This is a genomic window from Planotetraspora sp. A-T 1434, assembly GCF_025420585.1.
In the GTDB taxonomy this organism is placed as follows: Bacteria; Actinomycetota; Actinomycetes; order Streptosporangiales; family Streptosporangiaceae; genus JAOEGB01.
The window spans coordinates 120,568-141,207 of the sequence record NZ_JAOEGB010000005.1 but is presented as its reverse complement, the minus strand read 5'-3'; the positions used below and the strand labels follow the sequence as shown (position 1 = coordinate 141,207).

At 71.4% G+C, this 20,640-nt stretch carries 14 protein-coding genes and 1 pseudogene; 2 read left to right on the top strand and 13 right to left on the bottom strand.

Annotated features, from left to right (window positions below; genetic code table 11):
* Positions 1-68: 68 nt before the first annotated feature.
* From N5079_RS08630 to N5079_RS08600, 7 genes are all read right to left on the bottom strand, one after another.
* Positions 69-833: an amino acid ABC transporter ATP-binding protein gene (locus N5079_RS08630; protein ID WP_315967801.1), complete on the bottom strand. Its 765-nt coding sequence runs from the start codon at positions 831-833 to the stop codon at positions 69-71.
* Positions 830-1,810, bottom strand: coding sequence for an amino acid ABC transporter permease (locus tag N5079_RS08625; protein WP_261583064.1), 981 nt, complete (start codon positions 1,808-1,810; stop codon positions 830-832). The genes N5079_RS08630 and N5079_RS08625 overlap by 4 nt, the downstream gene beginning before the upstream one ends.
* A gap of 186 nt (positions 1,811-1,996) precedes the next feature.
* Positions 1,997-2,779 carry an FAD-dependent thymidylate synthase gene (gene thyX, locus N5079_RS08620; protein ID WP_261583063.1) on the bottom strand — a complete coding sequence of 261 codons (783 nt, stop codon included), beginning with the start codon at positions 2,777-2,779 and terminating at the stop codon, positions 1,997-1,999.
* 105 nt (positions 2,780-2,884) lie between these two features.
* A complete protein-coding gene (locus N5079_RS08615; RefSeq protein WP_261583062.1) occupies positions 2,885-3,667 on the bottom strand; it encodes an ABC transporter permease in 783 nt (260 codons plus the stop codon).
* Positions 3,664-4,554 carry an ABC transporter ATP-binding protein gene (locus tag N5079_RS08610; RefSeq protein ID WP_261583061.1) on the bottom strand — a complete coding sequence of 297 codons (891 nt, stop codon included), beginning with the start codon at positions 4,552-4,554 and terminating at the stop codon, positions 3,664-3,666. Before N5079_RS08610 ends, N5079_RS08615 begins: the two co-directional genes overlap by 4 nt.
* 104 nt (positions 4,555-4,658) lie before the next feature.
* Positions 4,659-5,831 carry an amidohydrolase gene (locus N5079_RS08605; protein ID WP_261583060.1) on the bottom strand — a complete coding sequence of 391 codons (1,173 nt, stop codon included), beginning with the start codon at positions 5,829-5,831 and terminating at the stop codon, positions 4,659-4,661.
* A 148-nt stretch (positions 5,832-5,979) separates the two neighbouring features.
* Complete coding sequence (locus N5079_RS08600) at positions 5,980-8,109, bottom strand: anthranilate synthase component I (RefSeq protein ID WP_261583059.1); 2,130 nt, start codon at positions 8,107-8,109, stop codon at positions 5,980-5,982.
* A 257-nt stretch (positions 8,110-8,366) separates the two neighbouring features.
* Here N5079_RS08600 and N5079_RS08595 point away from each other — a divergent pair, with 257 nt between their 5' ends.
* A complete protein-coding gene (locus tag N5079_RS08595) occupies positions 8,367-10,019 on the top strand; it encodes a CocE/NonD family hydrolase (protein WP_315967800.1) in 1,653 nt (550 codons plus the stop codon).
* A gap of 112 nt (positions 10,020-10,131) precedes the next feature.
* Here N5079_RS08595 and mctP read toward each other — a convergent pair whose 3' ends face one another.
* The 3 genes from mctP to N5079_RS08580 form a co-directional block, all read right to left on the bottom strand.
* A complete protein-coding gene (gene mctP / locus N5079_RS08590) occupies positions 10,132-11,718 on the bottom strand; it encodes a monocarboxylate uptake permease MctP (protein WP_261583058.1) in 1,587 nt (528 codons plus the stop codon).
* Complete coding sequence (locus N5079_RS08585) at positions 11,715-11,918, bottom strand: DUF3311 domain-containing protein (RefSeq protein ID WP_261583057.1); 204 nt, start codon at positions 11,916-11,918, stop codon at positions 11,715-11,717. The genes mctP and N5079_RS08585 overlap by 4 nt, the downstream gene beginning before the upstream one ends.
* A 287-nt stretch (positions 11,919-12,205) precedes the next feature.
* Positions 12,206-12,790: a TetR/AcrR family transcriptional regulator gene (locus tag N5079_RS08580; protein ID WP_261583056.1), complete on the bottom strand. Its 585-nt coding sequence runs from the start codon at positions 12,788-12,790 to the stop codon at positions 12,206-12,208.
* Between the two features lie 263 nt (positions 12,791-13,053).
* On the opposite strand from N5079_RS08580, the gene N5079_RS08575 reads away from it, so the two are divergent.
* Complete coding sequence (locus N5079_RS08575) at positions 13,054-14,958, top strand: serine/threonine-protein kinase (RefSeq protein ID WP_261583055.1); 1,905 nt, start codon at positions 13,054-13,056, stop codon at positions 14,956-14,958.
* A 31-nt stretch (positions 14,959-14,989) separates the two neighbouring features.
* Here N5079_RS08575 and N5079_RS08570 read toward each other — a convergent pair whose 3' ends face one another.
* The 3 genes and pseudogenes from N5079_RS08570 to N5079_RS08560 all read right to left on the bottom strand — a co-directional run.
* The gene (locus N5079_RS08570; RefSeq protein WP_261583054.1) at positions 14,990-16,456 is read right to left on the bottom strand and encodes a WS/DGAT/MGAT family O-acyltransferase; all 1,467 of its coding nucleotides are present in this window, start codon (positions 16,454-16,456) and stop codon (positions 14,990-14,992) included.
* 82 nt (positions 16,457-16,538) lie between these two features.
* Positions 16,539-18,881 (bottom strand): NEW3 domain-containing protein, encoded by a 2,343-nt coding sequence (locus N5079_RS08565; protein ID WP_261583053.1) that lies wholly within the window; start codon positions 18,879-18,881, stop codon positions 16,539-16,541.
* Between the two features lie 442 nt (positions 18,882-19,323).
* Positions 19,324-20,451, bottom strand: a pseudogene (locus N5079_RS08560) (glycoside hydrolase); the annotation flags it as partial.
* Between the last annotated feature and the right edge of the window lie 189 nt (positions 20,452-20,640).

Here is a 20,640-nt window from a genome sequence, read left to right as displayed (position 1 = left end):
TGATCGGGGAGAGAGGTCTGATCGGGGAAGGTCCGGGGAGAGGTCTGATCGCTGATCGCCCGGGACGGTCAGAGAACCTTGCTGAGGAAGGCGCGGGTCCGGTCGTGCCGGGGGTCGTCGAGGACCTGGGACGGCGGGCCCTGCTCGACGATCCGGCCGTCGTCCATGAACACCACCGTGTCGGCGACCTCACGGGCGAAGCCGATCTCGTGGGTCACGACGATCATCGTGGTGCCGCTGCCGGCGAGGCTCTTCATGGCCTCCAGCACCTCGCCGACGAGCTCCGGGTCGAGCGCGGACGTCGGTTCGTCGAAGAGGACGACCTTGGGCCGCAGCGCCAGCGCCCGCGCGATGGCGACCCGCTGCTGCTGGCCGCCGGACAGTTGCCGGGGATAGGCGCCGGCCTTGTCGCCGAGCCCGACCTGCTCGATCAGGAGATCCGCGAGCCGCTCGACCTCGGCCCGCGGCCGGCGCTGGGCGGAGATCGGCGCTTCGGTGACGTTCTGGCGGACCGTCAGGTGCGGAAAGAGGTTGAAGCTCTGGAACACGAACCCGATGTGGGTGCGCTGCCGGAGGATCTCCCGCTCCTTCAGCTCGAACAGGCGGTCGCCCGCTCGCCGGTAGCCGATGAGCTCGCCGTCGATCCGCACGTATCCGCGGTCGATCTTCTCCAGGTGATTGATGCTGCGCAGCAGGGTCGACTTGCCCGAGCCGGAGGGGCCGAGGACGACCGTCACCTCTCCCGGCTGAACCTGGAGGTCCACCCCGCGCAGCACCTCCAGCGGGCCGTAGCTCTTGTGAACACCGCGCACGTCGACCATCGGGTGGCTCATCGCCCGCCCCCGAGATCCACGAGCCGCTGGTCCCTGGCGGCCCGCCGCACGGCGAGCACGCCCCGGACGCGCTGGAGGGGCGTCGGCGGCAGGGCCCGTGCCGCTCCCCTGCCGAAGCGGCGCTCCACGTAGTACTGCGCGACCGACAGGACCGTGGTGAGCAGCAGGTACCAGATCGCCGCGACGAGCAACATGGCGATCACCCGGCCGTTGCGGTTGTAGATCACCTGAACCTGGTAGAAGAGCTCGGGCAGCGCCATGATGTAGACGACCGAGGTGCCCTTGACCAGGCCGATGATCTCGTTGCCCGCCGTGGGCACGATCGTCCGCATCGCCTGGGGAAGCAGGATCCGGAACAGCTGCCGGGTCCTCGGGATGCCGAGCGCGGAGGCCGCCTCCAGTTGTCCCTGGTCCACCGAGAGGAAGCCGGAGCGCACGATCTCGGCGGCGTAGGCCGCCTGGTGCAGCGTCAGCCCGATCACCGCGGCGGTCACCGGCCCGATCAGGTCCATGGTCCCGATGTCGAACAGCGCGGGCCCGAACGGCACGCCGAACGAGATCCGCCGGTAGAGGATGGCGAGGTTGTACCAGAACAGCAGTTGCAGGATGAGCGGCACCGATCGGAACAGCCACACGTAGCTCCAGGCCACCGACACGAGCAGCGGGCTGCGCGACAGCCGCATGAGGGCCAGGACGGTCCCCAGCAGGAACCCCAGCACGATGCCGAGCACGGTCAGCTGGATCGTGAACGCGACGGCCTCCAGGACCGAGGGGGCGAAGAGGTACTCCCCCACGATCGCCCAGTCCCAGGCGGGGTTGGTGATCAGCGCGTTGACCGCCATCGCCAGCAGCACGAGGACGACGGCGCTCGCGATCCAGCGCCACGGGTGCCGCGCCTTCACGATTGTCAGGGACTCGGCGGCCTCATCGGCCTCATCGGCCGTGACGGTCCCGCCCAGGACGGGCGCGGCGCTCATGAGGACCCCGTACGGTGGAGCCCGCCGCGGCTCCGGACGACGTTCAGTCGCATCTCAACCGGCATGCAGACACTTCAGCACATCCGGCAGATTTCCGTCAAGACCTACTGGTTTAGTAGGTTATTCCCGTGACCCGGCCGCGACCCGGCAGTGCCGGGAGGTCGGACGGGTGAGCGGGAGCGGCGGTCAGACCTTGCGCCAGCCGGGAATCCAGGCGCCGTCCTCGACCACGTAGTCGCCGAACAGCGCCGGGGCCTCCTCCTTCATCAGCTCGCCGATGCGCTGGAACACCAGGCGGATCTCCTCCTCCGCGCCGGCGGCCGTCCGGGACTCGATCGTGTGCCGGAGCGTGCGCACGTTCGCCGTCCAGACGAGGCCGGTCGCGAGCCCTTCGGGAGCGAAGCGGCGCATGAACGAAGTGCGGTGCTTCTTCTCCGCGAACGGCACACCCTCCTCGTCGAGCCCGAAGTGGTCCGCCATCCAGGTCTGGAACTCCTCGAGCTGGTCGAGCACGGCCGACGCCCGCTTCATCAGCTCGGCGTCCTTCTGGGCCCACTCGGGGAACCAGAACGGGATGTCCGACAGCCGGACGAAGCGGAGCGACTCCTGCGAGATGGCCACCCCGGGGCGGTGCCGTACCAACTCATGGGTGAAGACCCGCGACACGTTGTGCAGCACGAAGCTGAAGCTCATGTGCTCCAGCACAGAGCCGTGAGCGCTCGCGAGGATGTTGCGAAGATATTCCGTCTGGTCGGCCCGGATGCGGGTCACGTTGGGGTTCAGCCCCGGCTCGAAGGAGCGGTAGCACAGCCTCCCGGCGAACTCGGCCAGGTTCTGCGCGTCGAAGTCCCCGCGCTCCAGCCGCTCCAGCCAGCTCTCCCCTCCGATCTCCCGCAGGTAGCGGGCGAGCTCCTCGTAGTCCAGCTCGGGCCTGGCGACGAGGAAGACCTCGGGTTCGACGCTGCGCATGATGATCCCCGTGACGAACGACTAGATGAAACGACTGACTGACGGGTCCAAGCAAACCAGGTCCGGCGGGCTGATCGCGAACCGGTCACCTGATGCGGCAGGGGCTCAGGTGATGTCGCGCCGGACCGTCGTGGCGGAGGCCACGAGCGCGAAGATAACCGCGTAGCCGGCCAGGACGAGCGCGCCACCCCACGCGGGGAGCAGTTCGGGTCTGCCCAGCCCGGTGTCCACGTCGATGCTGAGCAGCGACTGCGCGGCCCCGCCGGGCAGCCACCTGCCCACGGGCTGCAGGGCGGGGATCGCGACCAGGATCCTCTCGATCACGTAGGACCACACCACCGCGCCGACGATGCCGGCGACCTGGTTGCGCACCAGCGTCCCCAGGCCGATGCCGAACAGAGCGTACAGCGCGAAGGTCGCGATGATGCCGAGGCCCGTCTGCGGGATGTGCCAGGCGGCCGGTGAGAACTCGCCCCCCGAGATCAGCACCGTGGGGATCACCACGACGGCCTCGAACACCAGCGCCCCGAGGCCGAAAAGCAGGCCCACAAGGAGGCCGCCGACCAGCTTGGCGACGATGACGCGCCCCCGGCGAGGCGTGGTCAGGAAGGTACCGGTGATCGTCTGGTAGCGGTACTCGGCGGTCATCATCACGACACCGAGGATCATGGCGAAGACGTTCCCGTCCGCGCCCGCCGACCAGGCCATCCGCGCCCATTCCACGGTGTCCCGCTCGGGCAGGGCGGGCGCCCCGTTCTGGCTCACCCCGGCGAAGCCGATGAAGAGGCCGAGGTTCACCCCGACCAGGACCAGCATGACCAGGAGCATGATCCACCACAGCCGGGTGGTGAACAGCTTCTGCAGCTCCGCCTTGACGAGCCCGATCATCGTCCCTCCGTCAGCTCGAGGAAGATCTTCTGGAGGTCGGACCGCTCCGGAGTGAGCTCCGACAACGCCACCCGCTGGTCGAGCGCCACCTGCCCGACCGCCCCGGAGTCCAGGCCGTGCACGCGCAGCAGGCCGTCCTCCGCTGGCTCGACCCGCGCGCCCGCGGCCTCCAGGGCGGGCGCCAGCTCGGCGGCCTTCGCCGCGCGGACCCGTACGGCCGGCTCGCCGTTCGTGGTCAGCTCGGCCAGGGTGCCCTGCCGTACGAGCCGGCCCTTGGCGATGATGACCACGTTGTCGACGGTCTGCTCGACCTCCGGCAGCACGTGGCTGGAGACCAGCACCGCCGCGCCCTGGTCGTGCGCCAGGTGGCGGAGGAAGCCGCGCAGCCACTCGATCCCGGCGGGGTCGAGGCCGTTGGCGGGCTCGTCGAGGATGTAGACCTTCGGGCGGCCGAGCAGCGCGGACGCGAGCGCGAGACGCTGCCGCATGCCGAGGGAGAAGCCCAGCACCCGCTTGTCCGCGGCCTCCGCCAGGCCGACCTGTTCCAGCGCCTCGTCGGCCCGCTGGACGGGGAGCCCCGCGGCGGTGCACAGGATCCGCAGATGGTTGCGGGCCGTGCGGCCCGGATGGAAGCTCGTGGCTTCGAGCACGGCCCCGACCTCGGTGACGGGCTGGGGCAGCGTGGTGTAGCGCCGGCCGCCGACCAGGGCTTCCCCCGAGTCGGGGGTGACCAGGCCGAGCAGGCAGCGCAGTGTGGTGGTCTTCCCGGCTCCGTTGGGCCCCAGGTAACCGGTGACGGAGCCTGCCTCCACGGTGAAGGACACGCCGTCGACAGCCTTGAGCGCGCCGAACGTTTTCGCCAGATTATGGATCTCTATGGCACTCATCGCGCCGATTATCGCGCCCGGGACGGGTTGGTTCCTCCTCTTCAGGGATGATCCGTACCCGTCCCCTTCGGCGGGTAGCCGTTGACCGGCCCGTCCCAGAGAGTTCAGAGGCGGTAGACGCGCCTGGCGTTGCCCGACCCGATCATGTGGGCGATCCGGGCCGCGTCGGCCGGGGACCACTCGCCCTCGCCCAGCCGGTCGGCGAGCACGCGGGCGAGGCCGCGCCGGTGATAGACCGCGCCGAGCAGGCACAGCTCGGCGACGCCGTAGCAGTCGGAGCTGAACATCTGCTTGTGGAAGGGGACGAGCTCCAGCAGCTCGCGGACGACCGAGACCGAGCCCGCCGCCGTGTAGGTGAGCGCCAGCCCCACGTCCACGTAGACGTGGGGGAACACGTTCGCCAGGTAGGCTGCCTGCCGGTGGAACGGGTAGCAGTGCAGCAGGATCACCGGCACCCCCGACGGCGCGACCGCCCGGATGAACCCGGTCAGGAGGGCGGGGTCGGAGCGGTGCAGGTCGAGGTCGGTGTCGCCGTAGCCGCAGTGGAACTGCAGCGGAAGGCTCCGCTCCCTCGCGACGTCGATCGCGGCCCAGAGCAGGTGGCGCACCAGGACCGGGTCGGTCAGGCGCTCCTTGGGCTCGGCCAGCCGCCTGCCCGCCGCCGCGATCACCGCGCCCCGCGAGGGACGGGACGGGTCGAAGCCGAGCCCGCACCGGTAGGCGGCGATCGATTTCAGCCCCGCCGCGCGGGCGGCCCTGGCCGCCAGCTCCTCGCGCAGCATCCCGGCGTAGTCGACCGCCGGCATCCCGGCCTCCGCGACCTCCTGCTCGACCTGCTCCAGCCGGACGATCTCGTCGGCCGCCGCGCCGCCCAGCCTGCCCATCTCCGCCGCCGACAGCAGCTCGGGGCCCTCCAGGCCGGTGTCCACGAGGAATGCGGCGATCCCGGCCGCGCGAAGCAGCCGCCGGTTGACCTCGGCCGCGCCCAGCTCGGTCCGGCGGGACAGGTACACGGCCGCGGGCACATGCGGTTCCAGGCCGAGGACGGGCGCGCACCAGCGCCGGATCGCCACACCGACGGGCGTGTCGAAGTGCGTGGTGCCGGGGGGCGCCGGCGTGCCCGCCTCGGTGATCAGCATCTCGAACTCCGACCGGGACAGGTCGTCGCGCCGCACGCCGTGGCAGTGGTGGTCGACCATCGGCGCGAGGAGCGCAGCGCGGACGGCGTCCGGCAGCGACGGTGACACGAGCACGTCGTCCAGTCTGGTCTCCGGCACGGGAGTGGACTCTACGGCTCCCGTGCCGGCCCGGTACGGCTTTCGCCTCCGTCTTTACCCGGGACTTTGCCGAGCACTTTGTCGAGCACTGTGTCGAGGGCTCCCCGAAGGCTCGCCGAGAGCTTTGTCCGGGGCTGAAACGGCGGCTCTACTTCGAGCAGAGGCGCAGGACATTGGCGATGATGCGCGCTCCGGCGCCGCCCTCCGTGGTGAGGATCGACTCGGGGTGGAACTGCACCCCGAAGCGCCTGTTCTCCACGTCCTCGATCGCCATCGCCGCGCCGTCCGGGGTCTGCGCGGTCACCGCGAAGCCGCGCACGCCCGGCTCCTTGGCGTGCAGTGAGTGGTAGCGGGCCGCGACGAACTCCTCCGGCAGCCCCTCCAGGAGCGCGCTGTCGCCCTTGCGGTGCACCCGGCCGCGCTTGCCGTGCTCCGGGTACGGCAGCAGCTCCAGCGTGCCGCCCGCCTGCTCGACCATGGCCTGGAGGCCGAGGCAGACGCCGAAGACCGGCAGCTCGCGCGCGTACAGCGCCTCGACCAGCGCGGAGCAGCCGAAGTCGGACGGCCAGCCGGGGCCGGGCGAGAGAACGACGAGCGTCGGCGCGATCTCCTCGATCATCTCCAGCGGGAATCCGTGCCGGAGCGTCACGACGGAGGCGCCCTGCTGGCGGAAGTAGTCGGCCAGCGTGTTGACGAAGGAGTCCTCGTGGTCGACGAGCAGGACCGTGTGGCCGTCGCCGGGCCTGTCGGCGGCCCGCTCGGCCGCGGCCTCGGCGCTCGGGCGGCCCACCGCGGCGAGGGCGCCGAGCAGCGCGCTGGCCTTGAGCTCGGTCTCCCGCTCCTCGGCCTCTGGGTCGGAGTCGAACAGCAGCGTCGCGCCGGCCCTGACCATGGCGACGCCGTCGCGGATCTGCGCGGTCCGCAGGGTCAGGCCGGTGTTCATCGAGCCGTCGAAGCCGATGAAGCCGACGGCTCCGCCGTACCAGCGCCGGGTGGTCTCCTCGTGGTCCTCGATGAACTGCATGGCCCAGGTCTTCGGCGCGCCGGTGACCGTGACGGCCCACATGTGGGTGAGGAACGCGTCGAGCGCGTCGAACTCGGGACGCAGGCGGCCCTCGATGTGGTCGACCGTGTGGATCAGCCGGGAGTACATCTCGATCTGGCGGCGGCCGATGACCTGCACGCTGCCGGGGACGCAGATCCGCGACTTGTCGTTGCGGTCCACGTCGGTGCACATCGTCAGCTCGGACTCCTCCTTGACGCTGGACAGGAGGGTCCGGATGGCCTCGGCGTCCTCGACCGGGTTGGCGCCGCGGGCGATCGTGCCGGAGATCGGGCAGGTCTCGACCCGGTCGCCGGTCACCCGGACGTACATCTCGGGGGACGCGCCGACGAGGTGCTCGCCGTCGCCCAGGTTGAGGAGGAACTCGTACGGCGCCGGGTTGCTTGTCCGCAGGGACCGGTAGAAGGCGGAGGGGTCGGTGCAGGAGGAGTGGAAGACCTGGCCGGGGACGACCTCGAACAGGTCGCCGCGCTTGAACTTCTCCTTGGCCTTGGCGACGACCTCGGCGTACGTCCCCCTCGCCGGATTCTCCGGGATCTCGGTGGGAGCGGGCAGGGGGACGCTCTCGCCTATCCGCTCCATGCCGGCGGTGGAGACGCCGTCCACGGTGAACTCGTAGAGGTACTCCACGCTGGTCTCGCGGACGCGGTCGATCACGACCAGCCGGTCGGGCAGGTGGAGGACGAGGTCGCGCTGGTCGTCCGGGCGGGACAACCGGTAGCGGATCGGCTCGAACTGGAAGGCCAGGTCGTAGCCGAAAGCGCCGTAGAGGCCGAGGTGCGGGTCGTCGCCGCGGAAGGCGGCGATCACCTCGCGGATCGCGGTGAAGACGGTCGGCCGGCGGCTGCGCATCTCCTCCGGCAGCAGGTCCTCCGACTCGGGGATGTGGACCTCGACGTGGCCGGAGGTCGGCTCGGTGACCGGCTTCCCGGCGGCGAGCAGGCAGGACGCGATGACCGGGAGGACCACGCGGCCGCGGTCGTTGAGCGCGCGGGCCGAGATCCGCCGGCCCCTGGCGACGATCTCCACGCACGGGTCCACGTAGCCGAACGCCCAGCGGCTGTAGCGGCCCGGATAGTCCATTCCGGAGGAGAAGGCCCCGCCCCGGCGTTCGGTCAGCGCCGTGACGATCTCTTCGAGCGCCGCCTCGGGCACCTCACGCACGCGGCGCTCGACGGCGACGCCGCCGGCGGTGGTATATCCGCTGATCTCCACTGTCTTCGCCCCTCAAGTCGTATGCCCCGGGGGCGGACATACAGAAGGCCGCCTCTCGGGGCGGCCAGTCACTGTGCTCGCAAATGCGAAAACCACGCCGCCTGCTAGCGGCGCCACCACTGAAGGTGCGTAGGAGTTCGCATGCCAGCAAGGGTAGCGGCCACTGCCACGATCATGCAACGAGACAAAACGGGAGGATAACTCCCAAAGTGACACGAAGTATTGGTATTCTGTTACCAAGAGGTTAAGGAGGCGGCGTGGCGTACCTGCCCGTACCCCGGTTGCCAGTCCCCCGGTTGCCGGCTCTCCGGCCGAACGGCCTGCCGGGCCGTCGCGTGCGGGTCAGACGCGACGTCCCCGTCCCGATGACGGACGGCGTGGCCCTTCTGGCCGATCACTATGCTCCGATCGGCGTCACCAGGCCGCCGACGATCCTCATCCGCACGCCATACGGCCGGGCGGGGGTCTTCGGCTGGATGTACGGCTGGAACTTCGCCCGGCACGGGTTCCAGGTGCTCATCCAGAGCTGCCGCGGCGGCTTCGGCTCGGGCGGCCTGCTCGACCCCCTCGGCGACGAGCACGCGGACGGCCTGGCGACGGTCGAGTGGATGCGCGCGCAGCCGTGGTGGGGCGGGACCTTCGCGATGCACGGGCCGTCCTACCTCGGGTACAACCAGTGGGCGATCGCGGCGGACACGCCCGACCTCAAGGCGATGGCCGTCCAGGTCGCCGCCTCGTGCTTCCGCGACGCCGCCTACGTCGGCGGGGCCTTCGCGCTGGAGTCGTCGCTGATCTGGACCACGCTGACCGCCCACATGGAGGGCCGCTTCGGCGGCATGGCCGCGCTCACGGCCCCCTGGCGGACGCGGCGGGCCGTGACCTCCGGCCGCCCGCTGTCCGAGCTCGACCTCGTCTCGGCGGGCAGGCCGCTCCCGTTCTTCCAGGAACTGCTCAACCACCACGCCGACCCCTCCTCGCCCTACTGGGAGAAGAGGGACTTCTCGGCCACCGTGGGGCAGGTGACGGCAGAGGTCACCATGACCGGCGGCTGGTACGACGTCTTCCTGCCCTGGCAGCTCAAGGACTACGCGGCCATGCGGGCGGCGGGACGCCGGCCGTACCTGACGATCGGGCCGTGGTATCACGCCGACATCCGGCACGGGCGGGTGGCCAACGCGGACGCGCTGACATGGTTCCGCGCCCACCTGATGGGCGACCCCTCGGGGCTGCGCCGCTCGCCGGTCCGGCTCTACATCACGGGCGCCGGCGAGTGGCGGGACTACCCCGAGTGGCCGCTGCCGGGGACCCGGTTCGAGCGCTGGCACCTGCAGCCGGGCTTCGCCCTCGCGCGGGCCAACCCGGCCGAGTCGGAGCCCGACCGGTACCGCTACGACCCCGCCGATCCCACCCCCGTCTACGGCGGCCCCGTGCTGATCGGCAACTCCGAGCCGCGCGACAACCGCCGGCTGGAGACCCGGCGCGACGTGCTCGTCTACACCTCGGAATCCCTGGCCGAGGACACCGACCTGATCGGCCCGGTGATGGCCGAGCTGTTCGTGCGCACCAGCCGGCAGCACACCGACATGGTGGTGCGGGTCTGCGACGTCCACCCCGACGGCGCGTCCCTGAACGTGTGCGAGGGCGTGCGCCGTCTCACCCCGGCCCAGGGGGCCGACGAGAACGGCGTGCGCCGGGTCGAGGTGGAGCTGTGGCCCATGGGGCACCGGTTCCGCCGCGGCCACCGGATCCGGGTGCACGTGGCGAGCGGTGCCTACCCCCGCATCGCCAGCAACCCGGGCACCGGCGACCCCCTGCCCTTGGGGGCCACGATGTTCACCTCCGAGCAGGAGATCCTCCACACCCCCGATTACCCGTCGGCCGTCTTCCTCCCCCGTCCCCTGCTGGGCTGATCACGCGTCCCCGGGCAGCCCGGGGGCCGCTTCGCGGAGCGGGAACAAGACGCTCTCAACGGGCCGCCCGGTCGCCCCCCCGGGGACAACCGGGCGCGAGCCGTACGAGATGTCAGGTGGAGCCGGCCAGCTCCAGGTCGTGGACACGGGGGTCGCCCTGGTCGGCGAAGTAGTCGTCCGGGCGCGTGGCGTCGGGGCCGTCGGCCGCGTCGACCAGCCGCGCGATCACCGTGCCGAGGACGGCGACGACCAGGTTGACGATGAGCGCGAGGAAGCCGGCGTAGATCGTGACCTTGGTGTCCAGGCCGAGCTTCGCCAGCGGGAACGCGGACCCGCCGAAGTGGGCGTGGTTGGTGACCGGGTTGGCGATGTTGTACAGCAGGAGCACGCCCGTGCCCATCCCGGCGACCCACCCGGCGATCAGTCCCGCTCGGTGGAACCAGCGGGTGAACAGCCCGAGGCCGATCGACGGGAGCGTCTGGAGGATGATCACGCCGCCGATCAGCTGAAGGTCGATCGAGAACTGCGGGTCGATGAGCAGGATGAACAGCACCGCGCCGACCTTGACGACCAGCGAGGCGATCTTGCTGACCGAGGCCTCCTGGGCGTCCGTGGCGTCCCGCTTGATGTACTCCCGGTAGATGTTGCGGGTGAAGAGGTTCGCCGCGGCGATCGACATGATGGCGGCGGGTACGAGCGCGCCGATGCCGATCGCGGCGAAGGCCACCCCGGCGAACCAGCCGGGGAACATCTTGTCGAACAACTGCGGGACGACCGTGTTCACGTCCTTGCCGATGGGCTTGATCCCGGCGGCGATGGCCATGTAGCCGAGCAGCGCGATCAGGCCGAGCAGCAGGCTGTAGGCGGGCAGCGCGGACATGTTCCGCTTGATCACGTCCCGGTTCTTCGCCGCGAGGACGCCCGTGACGCTGTGGGGGTAGAGGAACAGCGCCAGCGCCGAGCCCAAGGCGAGCGTGACGTACTGCAACTGGTTGTTGGCGTTGAGCAGGACGCCGTCGCCGGGGGCGGGGGTCGCGTCGAACTTCTCCTTGGCCGCGTCGAAGATCGCGCCCAGGCCGCCGAGTTTGGCCGGGATGTAGATGATCGCGGCGAGGATGACGATGTAGATCAGGGCGTCCTTGACGAACGCGATGAGGGCGGGCGCGCGGAGCCCCGACTTGTAGGTGTACGCCGCCAGGATCGCGAAAGCGATGATCAGTGGCAGGTCGCCCCCCACCCCCATCGTCTTCAGGACCGCCTCGATGCCGACGAGCTGCAGCGCGATGTAGGGCATGGTCGCCACGATGCCGGTGATCGCGATGAGCAGCGCCAGCGTCGGCGAGCCGAACCTGGCCCGCACGAAGTCGGCCGGCGTGACGAGCCCGTGCACGTGGGACACCGACCACAGCCGGATCAGCACGAGGAACACGATCGGATAGGTGATCACCGTGTACGGCACGGCGAAGAACCCCGTCGCGCCGGCGCCGAACAGCAGGGCCGGGACGGCCACGAACGTGTAGGCCGTGTAGAGGTCACCGCCGATGAGGAACCAGGTGATCCACGAGCCGAAGCTGCGGCCGCCGAGCCCCCATTCGTGCAGGCTGGCGAGGTCGTCCGGCCGCCGCCAGCGGGAGGCGACGAACCCCATGCCGCTGACCAGGAGGAACAGGACGGCGAAGACGATGATCTCGGTGGTCATCGGCCCCTCCTCGTCATGCGGTACACGACCGTGGTGGCCGTGACACCGATGAGGATGAAGGCGAGCTGGAGCCAGTAGAACAACGGGATGCCGAAGAGCCGCGGCTCCACGGCGTTGAACAGCGGCGGGATGAGCGGAATGATGATCGCGACCAGGAGCAGCCAGTTCCATGGGCTGCGATCAGTGCGGGGCGTGGTCAACGCACTCTCCTATCGGACACGGGTTGACTCGCAGCGTAAAAGTCACCAATGTAGCCGTGATATCACCGATCGCCGAACGGTCGGGTTGTCGCGCCGAGCGACATCGCGCCTACCGCGGCCCTTCGCTCTCCCCCGACGGCGACGCCGCCTTGCCGCATGATCACGTACGGCTTCCGCGCAGGCCCGCCACGGGTCCAGGGAATCCGTGCATGATCACGTTCGGCGTGCGGGCAGGCCGGCCGCCGGGTCGCGGAACCTGTGCGTGATCACCACCAAGCGGTGTGCGGCTAGACCTTAAGGGCGGCGGTGATGACGTCGGCGAGGCCCTCGACCACGGTGGCGCGGTCGACGTCGCAATTCTCCAGCCACCAGTCCCCGATGGCCTGGACCATTCCGACGAAGGCGTGCCCGAGCACCTGGGCGCGCACGGGGTCGGCCACGCCCTCCTCGGCGAAGACGGCCCCCAGCTCCTCACCGAGGCTCCGGACGATGGCCGCCATCTGCGTGTGCGTGCGGCTGTCCTCCGCGCTGGCCCGGTGGAACAGGAACCGGTACAGGTTCAGGTTGACCGAGATCGTGTCGAGGTAGGCGTTGATAGTCGCCTGCGCCCGGACCCGCAGGTCGGCCCTCGGCTTGGCGAACTCGGGGCGCAGCAGGTTGATCACGACGCGGGTGTGCCGCTCGGCGAGCGCCTGGTAGAGGCCGCTCTTGTCGCCGAAGTGCCGGTAGAGGATGGGCTTGGTGATCCCCGCCTCCGCCGCTATGGCGGCCATCGACGCCTCCGGGCCCTCCCTGCGGATGACCCGGTCGGCCGCGTCGAGCAACTGCCGCCGCCGCTCCGGGCTCCGGCCTCGCTCCGCTGTGCCCGCCATGCAGTCAGCATAGGATGCCCGCTCCCGGTCCCGGCCGGTCATGACACGCCGCGCTCCTGCCCCGGCCGGCATCGCCCGTGTCCACGCCCGTGTCCACGCCCGGGCCCGTGACCGGGACCGTGACGGGCAGTCCGCCGGGCCGGAAAACGATCGACCGGGCGATCTCTCCGGTAATGTGCCGGACGCGGGATTCGCCCAATCTCAAGGCAGCCCGGTCTCAAGGCAGCCCGGTCTTAAGGCAGCCCGGTCTGGAGGTGGCAGAGGTGGACGAGGCGGGCGGGCCGCTGGTTCCGGGCTACGAGGTGCTCGGCATCCTCGGTCAGGGCGGGTTCGGAATCGTCTACCGCGCCCGGCAGCTCGCGGTCGGCCGTGAGGTCGCCCTCAAGATCGACAACCGGGTGCTGGTCTCCGACCGGGACCGGCGCCGTTTCATGCGCGAGGTCACGTCGGCGGGGGCGCTGTCGGGGCACCCTCACGTGGCCGACGTCTACGACGCGGGCGTGCTCTCGGACGGCCGGCCGTACATGGTGCTGGAGCTGTGCCCGGGCGGGTCACTGGCGGATCGGCTGAAGAGGCATGGACCGCTGAGCGTGCGCGAGGTGCGGGACATCGGCATCAAGATCGCCGACGCGCTGGCCGCCGCCCACGCCACCGGAGTGCTGCACCGGGACGTCAAGCCCGCCAACATCCTGATCAACTCCTATGGGCTGGTGGCGCTGTCCGACTTCGGGCTGGCCACGATGCCCGCGCAGGGCGGCACGGCACAGGGCGAGGTCTCGGTGACGCGGGAGTCGCTCACGCCCGCCTACGCCCCGCCGGAGGCGTTCGACCTCTCCGAGCCCACGGCCGCCGGTGACGTCTACGCGCTGGCCGCGACCCTCTACGCCCTCCTGTACGGCAGGCCGCCGCGCTTCCCGGAGAGCGGCGTGGTCAACATCGCCGTCATCATGGCGCTGCATCGGCGGCCCATCCCGGACATCCCCGGCGTGCCGTCCGCGCTGACCGACGTGCTGCGGCATGGCATGGCCAGTGACCCCGGGCAGCGCATCCCGACCGCCGCCGGGCTGCGGGACGCCCTGGCCGCCCTCGACATCGACGGGTCCGCCCGTCCCGGTCATCCGGCCGCTGTGCCCGACCCGAGGTCGCTCGGTTCCCCGCTGTCCTGGGGGGCGGACACCTCCGGAGGAGCGGCGCCGGAGCAGTGGCGGCCCTCCGGGCCGGACGGCCCGGGGGCGGCGCCGCCGCGTTACGCCGTCACCAGCCCGGGCGGCCGGCACGGAGCGGCGGCCGTGCCCGACGTGCGGAGGGCGATGACCGAGCCCAACGCCCTGGCCGGACCCGGCCACCCGGCACCGCCGGCGCACCTCCCGCCACCGAGTCACCTGTCCGCACCCGGCCATCTGACCCCGCCCCACCACCTCGCCCCGCACAACCACCTCGCCCCCTCGGGCCGCCTGGTGGCGTCCGCGCCCCCTGGCGGCCTCGGGACCGGGCGCAGTGGGGTGACCACGCGTCCCGCGGGCGCGTCCCGCCACTCTTTCGCCTTCGCGGCGGTCGCGGCGGTCTTCGCTCTGCTGCTCACCGCCGGGATCGTCGTGATAGCGCGTGGCGACGGGGACCCCCGGACGACACCGTCCGCTGAGCCGACCGGGACGGCACAGAGCCGGACTTCACAGGGCCGGACTTCACAGGGCCGTACGGCCGCGCCGGACGTGACCGCGGCCGCCGGCCGCCTCGGCGTGCCGGTCCGCACGGACGGCTGCCCCGCCGCGTCGGTCGCCGGGGCGGGCGCGGCCTGCGTCGCCAAGCCGGAATGCTGGGCGGGACCGGTCTCGATCGGCGGCGACGTGACGGCCCGGCCGCTCCCCTGCGCCGGCGCGCACACCTGGGAGACCTTCGCCATCGCTCCGCTCCCGGACGACCTGACCACGAGCGACGAGTACGCGGTGTCCAGGCACCCCACGGTGGCCGGGCTGTGCACGATGGCCGTCCTGCTCAAGTCGCGGACCGGCGCGGCCCGTACGGTGTCACCGGACCGGTGGGACGTCACGGTGCTCCCGCCGAGCGCGGCCCGCTTCGCCGCCGGGTCGCGGGCCTACCGGTGCCTCGGCCACGTGGCGGGCAAGGACACGACCGGCAGCGCCTTCGGCGCCGCTGGTCCCGGCTAGCCGAACCTGGCAGGTCATGCCTCTGGCGGCCTCACGACTCGTGCTCCGCGAGGGTCGTCAGCTCGGACAGGGCGTCGCGCAGGTAGTCGATGAGGTCCCACACGTCGGGGACCATCTCGCGGTCGACGACGATGCCGAAGTCGAGTGACCCGTTGTAGGAGAACACCGTGATGTTGATCCCGCCGCTCACGTCGGTGATCACCGACATGGGATATTGCGCGACGACCCGCCCGCCGCAGATGTAGAGCGGCGACTGCGGCCCGGGAACGTTGGAGATCACCAGGTTCATGGCGGGCGCGGTCCGGGACGCGAGCCGGAAGGCCGCCCGGTCGGCGAGCGCGCTGAGCGCCGCGGGCATGGCCTGGCTGAACTCCAGCAGCCAGGTCGCCGGGGCCGCCGCGAACCGTTCCTTGACCAGCTTCATGGCCTGGCTCACCGCTCTCAGCCGGGCCTCCGGGTCGGCGATGTCGGTGGGGATCGCGGTCATCGCCAGCGTGACCTCGTTCGCCAGGAAGTCATTGGGAAGCTCGCCCCTGGTCGAGACGGGGATGCCGACGACCAATGGAAGGCGGGGCAGCTCGTCACGCTTCGCCAGCCAGCGGCGCAGGGCCGCCGCGCACAGCGCCATGACGACGTCGTTAACGGTGACGCCGAAGGAGTTCTTGACACGCTTGACCTCGTCGAGCGGCAGCGTTCCGAACGCGAACCGGCGATGGGGCGAGATCGGCCCGGAGAACGGCGTCCGCGGCACGGCCATGCGCGGCAGATCGGGCAGGTCGGTGCCGCCGCCGCGGATGAGCCGGGAGATGAGCCCCGCGCCGGGGATCTGGGAGACGATCGGCACCTCGTCGAGTCGCGGCACCGCGCCCGCGACGAAACGCACCAGGGCGACAGGGTTCTCCAGGAGGCGGCCGACACCTCGGATGATCATCTCGACCGCGTCGGGCGCACGTTCCGCCGACTCCCAGATGGGGACGTCGACGGGCTCCTCCGGCGGCGGGACCTCGCGGGGCTCCGGCGTGAAGTCCATGAGCGCGGCCAGCACCTCCGCGCCGGTCACCCCGTCGATGGCCGAGTGGTGGACCTTGGTGTAGACGGCCACCCGGCCCTCGGCCAGCCCGTGGATGAGGTCGAGCTCCCACAGGGGCCGCCGCCGGTCCAGGCGCGTCCCGTGCAGCCGTGCGACCAGCGCGGCGAGCTGGTGGTCGTCACCGGGCGGCGGCAGCGCGATCTCCCGGACGTGGTAGTCGAAGTCCACATCCTGGTCTTCGGCCCAGTAGGGGTGGTCGAGCCCCAGGGGAACCTCCACCAGACGGCGGCGGAGCGGCGGAGCGAGGTGGAGCCGCTTGCTCAGCAGGCCGACCAGGCCGTCGCGGGTGACCGCCCCGCCGGGAGCCGTGGAGGGGTCGAGGATCGTGAGCCCCGCGATGTGGGCGAGGTTCGTGGCGGTCTCGAAGTTGAGGAACTGCGCGTCCAGCGCGCTGAGCTGCCGTCCCATGCCCTAGTCCCTGCCCCGAAATGTCCGTCTTCGACCGTCGCGGGAGCGTCGCTTTGGCGTGAAATCCCAGCTGAACGCCGGGTCAGAGCACCTCGACCTCGATCGTGTCGGTGTAGTGGAGCCAACCGGCGGCGGCGAGTTTCACGACGGCCCACCAGCGGCCGGGCCTGGCTCCCTTCGGAGGCCGCACGGCGAAGCGGACCTCGGCCTCTCCCTCCGCCGGCACGACGACTCCGGTGTTCCAGCCGGGGAACAGCTCGAAGGTGTGCCAGGGGCTGATCAGCTGCGCCTGGACGGACATCGGGGACAGCGCCCCCGACTGGAGCCGCACGACGATCTCCGCCTCGCCGCCCGGCCGCAGCCGTACGAACGGCGGATCGCCCAGGCCCTCCAGCGACACTTCCGGCCCGATGGCGTGACGGCCGCCGACGTGGAGGCGGGTCACGTCCTCGTAGGCCTGCCCGCCGAACTCGGTCGTGGCCCGGAGCAGGTAGAGCCCGCCCCGGACTCCGGCTGGCGGCGCGAGCCGTACGGAGACGAGGGCGTGGCCGCCGGGGGACAGCGCGTACGGCACGGTGGCGGGCTCCACCGTCCAGCCGTCCGGCGGGGTCAGCGCGACCGCCCCCGCCGCCTCCTCCTCGGTCAGGCCGGACGCCAGCGTGAGTGCCAGCGACATCGGGCCCGAGGCGTCCACGTCGGTCTCCGAGAGATGCACCGCCACGGGCAGGTTGCCCAGCGGCGCGGGCCCGGTGTTGTTGAGCCAGTATCGCGTGTAGACCGGCTGGTGCGGCTCGGCCGCGACGGCGGCGCCCGGTGATGTGGCCCGTCCCGCGGCGTGATCCGGGAGGCCGGCCCGGAGGGTGACGATCTCCATGCCGGTCAGCGTCCCGGGAGCCTTTCCCGTGACGTTCTCCAGGAGGTCGGCGCGCTCCCAGGGGCCGACGGGCAGGGACGTGGTGATCGCCGGGTCCGCCGCCCCGCCGTGGGCCTCATACAGCCGGACGGTCACCCCGTCCACCGGTCCCGGTGTCCGGCCGGAGGCGATCGGATTGCCCGCCGCCTTCAGCGCCGTGAGGACCACGCCCGGCCCGGTCTCCAGGAACGAGCGCGCCTCGCCGCCCTCCCCGAGTGACCTTCCGGCCGGTACGGCGCCCGCCCAGACTGGGAGCAGGGGATGGTTGACGTCGTGGCCGAGCCGTACGAGGTCGGCGTCGCGCCAGTCCCCCGGAGCCGCCACGAGCGCGCACTCGAACGAGTGGGTCCAGTGCTGGAGCTGGAAGTTCGACCCGTCGGGCGCGGCGCGGCGCGGCGGGTCGATCCAGATGCCGGACGGCCAGCCGGTGCACGAGCGCATGAGCGACACGTGCATCGCCCCGGAGGAGTCCACGGCGAAGCCGGGAACGCCCCGGTTGATCAGGCCGACCGTGTAGTCGTCCAGAGGCTCGGCCGGCTCGGCGTCCGGCTGGACCACCTCGATCGTCGCGTCGTCCAGGTCGGCGATCAGGTCCTCGACGGCTCCCTCGCCGCAGACGACCAGGACCGGCAGCGTCCTGGGCCCGGTCAGGTCGGCGCCCGGCACCCACACCTTCTCCAGGGGCTCGGCCGCCGGAATCCAGATCCTCGCCCGGCCGTGGGCGTCGAGCCGTTCTCGCAGCAGCGCCGCCTCCCCGTCGTCGAGAAGCTCCGCCACGAAGGGGTTCTCCTCGGGTGTGCCGACGGCGATCCGGACATCGGGCAGGTTCGAGTCCACCGCGAGGTCGCCGTACCGGGGGCCCGGACCGGTCGAGCAGGTGGACGTCACGCCCTGCCGCACGAGCGCCACGGCGAGCTCCCTGACCGGGAAGTCCGAAGCGGCGGGCGCGATGATCTCGGCGATGCCGATCGCGCGGGCGCTTTCCCCTCGCCCCCCGCCACCCCGGCCGGGCGGGCGCAGCACCACCCGGGCGGTCGACGACAGGGCGAACCAGTTGTGCGCGGGGTTGTCCAGCGTCCACGGATGCTCCGCGGAGTCGACGTCGATGAGGCCGAACCCGCGGCCGATGACCGCGTTCCCCACCTCGCTCACCGGCAGCGCCCCCGGCACGGACACCGGCCAGCGCAGCCGCAGCAGCTTGTCCGCCCCGTCGAACTCGTCCACGTGGGTGGTGAGGTCGACGCGGGGAAGCCCGTCCCACAGGGTGATCTCCTGGGTGTAGGCCACCGGGCCGACCCTGCCGGTGACGACGATCCGCCGCCCAGCCGGGCATTCCATGACCACCACCTCGGCGTGCGCGTCGGCCGAGCCGATCATCCCGCCGCTCGGCAGCAGGTGCCAGGGCCCCTCGTGGAAGCTCGGATGCGCCGGGTGCTCGTCGTAGACGAGCAGCTCGTTGCCGGCCCGGCCCGCCTGGAGGAGCTCCCGGCCGCCCACCCGTAGGCTGGACACCGCTCCAACCGCGCGCCGGATCGACCTCGACCGCGTGGGTGGCGCTCTCGATCCGGGTCCCCTCCCGTACGGCCCAGCCGAGGGGGGAAGGCCGGCGTGTCGGGATCAGCCGGAACGTCCGGTACCCGAGGGCCGGGACGTCGCGGGCCAGGAACACGACGTCCACGGCCGCCAGGCTCCGGTCGGGATGATGCTCGGCGTGTTCCAGCAGCAACGCGTGTTCGAGGGCCGGGTCGAGGGCCGGGTCGAGGGCCGGGTCGAGGGCCGGGTCGAGGGCGAGGCCGTACGCGCCGGGCTCGGGGATGCTCAGCCGGACCCTCACGAGGTCGGTCCGGGGCCAGGAGGACGGGTTGAAGACCACGACGCCGTCCAGGCCGCCGGCGAGGCGGCGGAGCGACGCGTCCAGGACCTCGGCGCCCAGGTCGCAGGCCTCGCGCCAGCCGGTCAGCAGGTCGAGGTAGACCTGGTCGGACTCCGACCCGGTGATCCCGTCGTGGTGAGCGCCGTACACGAGCTGCCGCCAGGCCTTGTCGAGCACGGCATGGGGGTACGGCCGGCCGCACTCGATCGCGGCGATCGTGGCGAACTTCTCCGCGTCGGCCAGCTGGGCCTCGGCGTGCCGCTGGGCCTGCTTGGTGTCGATGAAGGAGACGTCCTTGCCGGTGTAGATCGGGTTCATGTCCCGGGTCTGCGGCGAGAGGGCGCCGATCTCGGAGCGGACCGCGGCGAAGAACTCCCTGGGCAGGCCGCAGACGAACCGGGGGGAGACGTGGCGCCCGTTCCAGTCGCGCTGGATGTCCATGATCCACTTGTTGGGCGGCGTGTAGTCGGTGCCCACGGGAAGCAGCACGTTGCGCGTGGCGGCGACCTTCTTGAGCAGCAGGAACAGGTCGTAGACGTGCGCCTCGGCAAGCTCCAGGGTGGCGGCCGAGTCCAGCCACCATCCGGCGCTGTAGTGCGCGGGCATGTAGTGGGTGAGCACGCCGCGGCCCGACGGCGACAGCCATTCGAACTCGGAGGGGAACTGCATGACGGACGGGTCGTTCCACCCGCCCCTGACCAGCATCGGGCCCCACTGGTGGAACGGGCCGCGCGCCCACGAGCTGGAGCTGAGCCCCGCGTCGGCGATCAGCCCCGGAAACTGCGGGTCGTGTCCGAACGCGTCCAGTTGCCAGGCGGTGTGCGGATCTCCGCCGAGGATGTCGCGCTGGAAGCCGATCCCGTGCACGATGTTGCGGATCGTCGACTCCGCGCTCGTCAGGTTGGTGTTCGGCTCGTTGTAGGTGCCGCCCATGATCTCCAGACGGCCCTCGGCGAGGAGCCGCCTGAGGTAGGCGCGGTCCTGGGGGTGGGCGTCCCAGTAGGGCTTGAGGTAGTCGACCTCCGCGAGCACGAACTTGTAGCCGGGGTCGCGCCTGGCGGTCTCCATGTGCAGCCGGACCAGCTCGAAGCCCGCGTGCTGGAACTCCATCCGGGTGGCCTGCGCCCAGTCGCCCGCGCTGTCCCAGGTGGTGGTGTAGGCCGCCTGCGTGTTCCACCAGACCGGGTCGTAGTGGAAGTGCGGGATCATCCACACCGTCCACCCCGGCTCCGCCACGACCAGCTCGGCCTCCGCGACGGCCTGGTGCCGGGCAGCCCCGGAAGCAGCCGCCGTACCGGTGGGGACTGCGCCCCCGGCTGCCGGGCCGGCGACGGGGCCGGCGACGGTCGCCCGGACCATGATGGGGACGCGGGTCCCGGGCGGCGCGCCCGTGTCCAC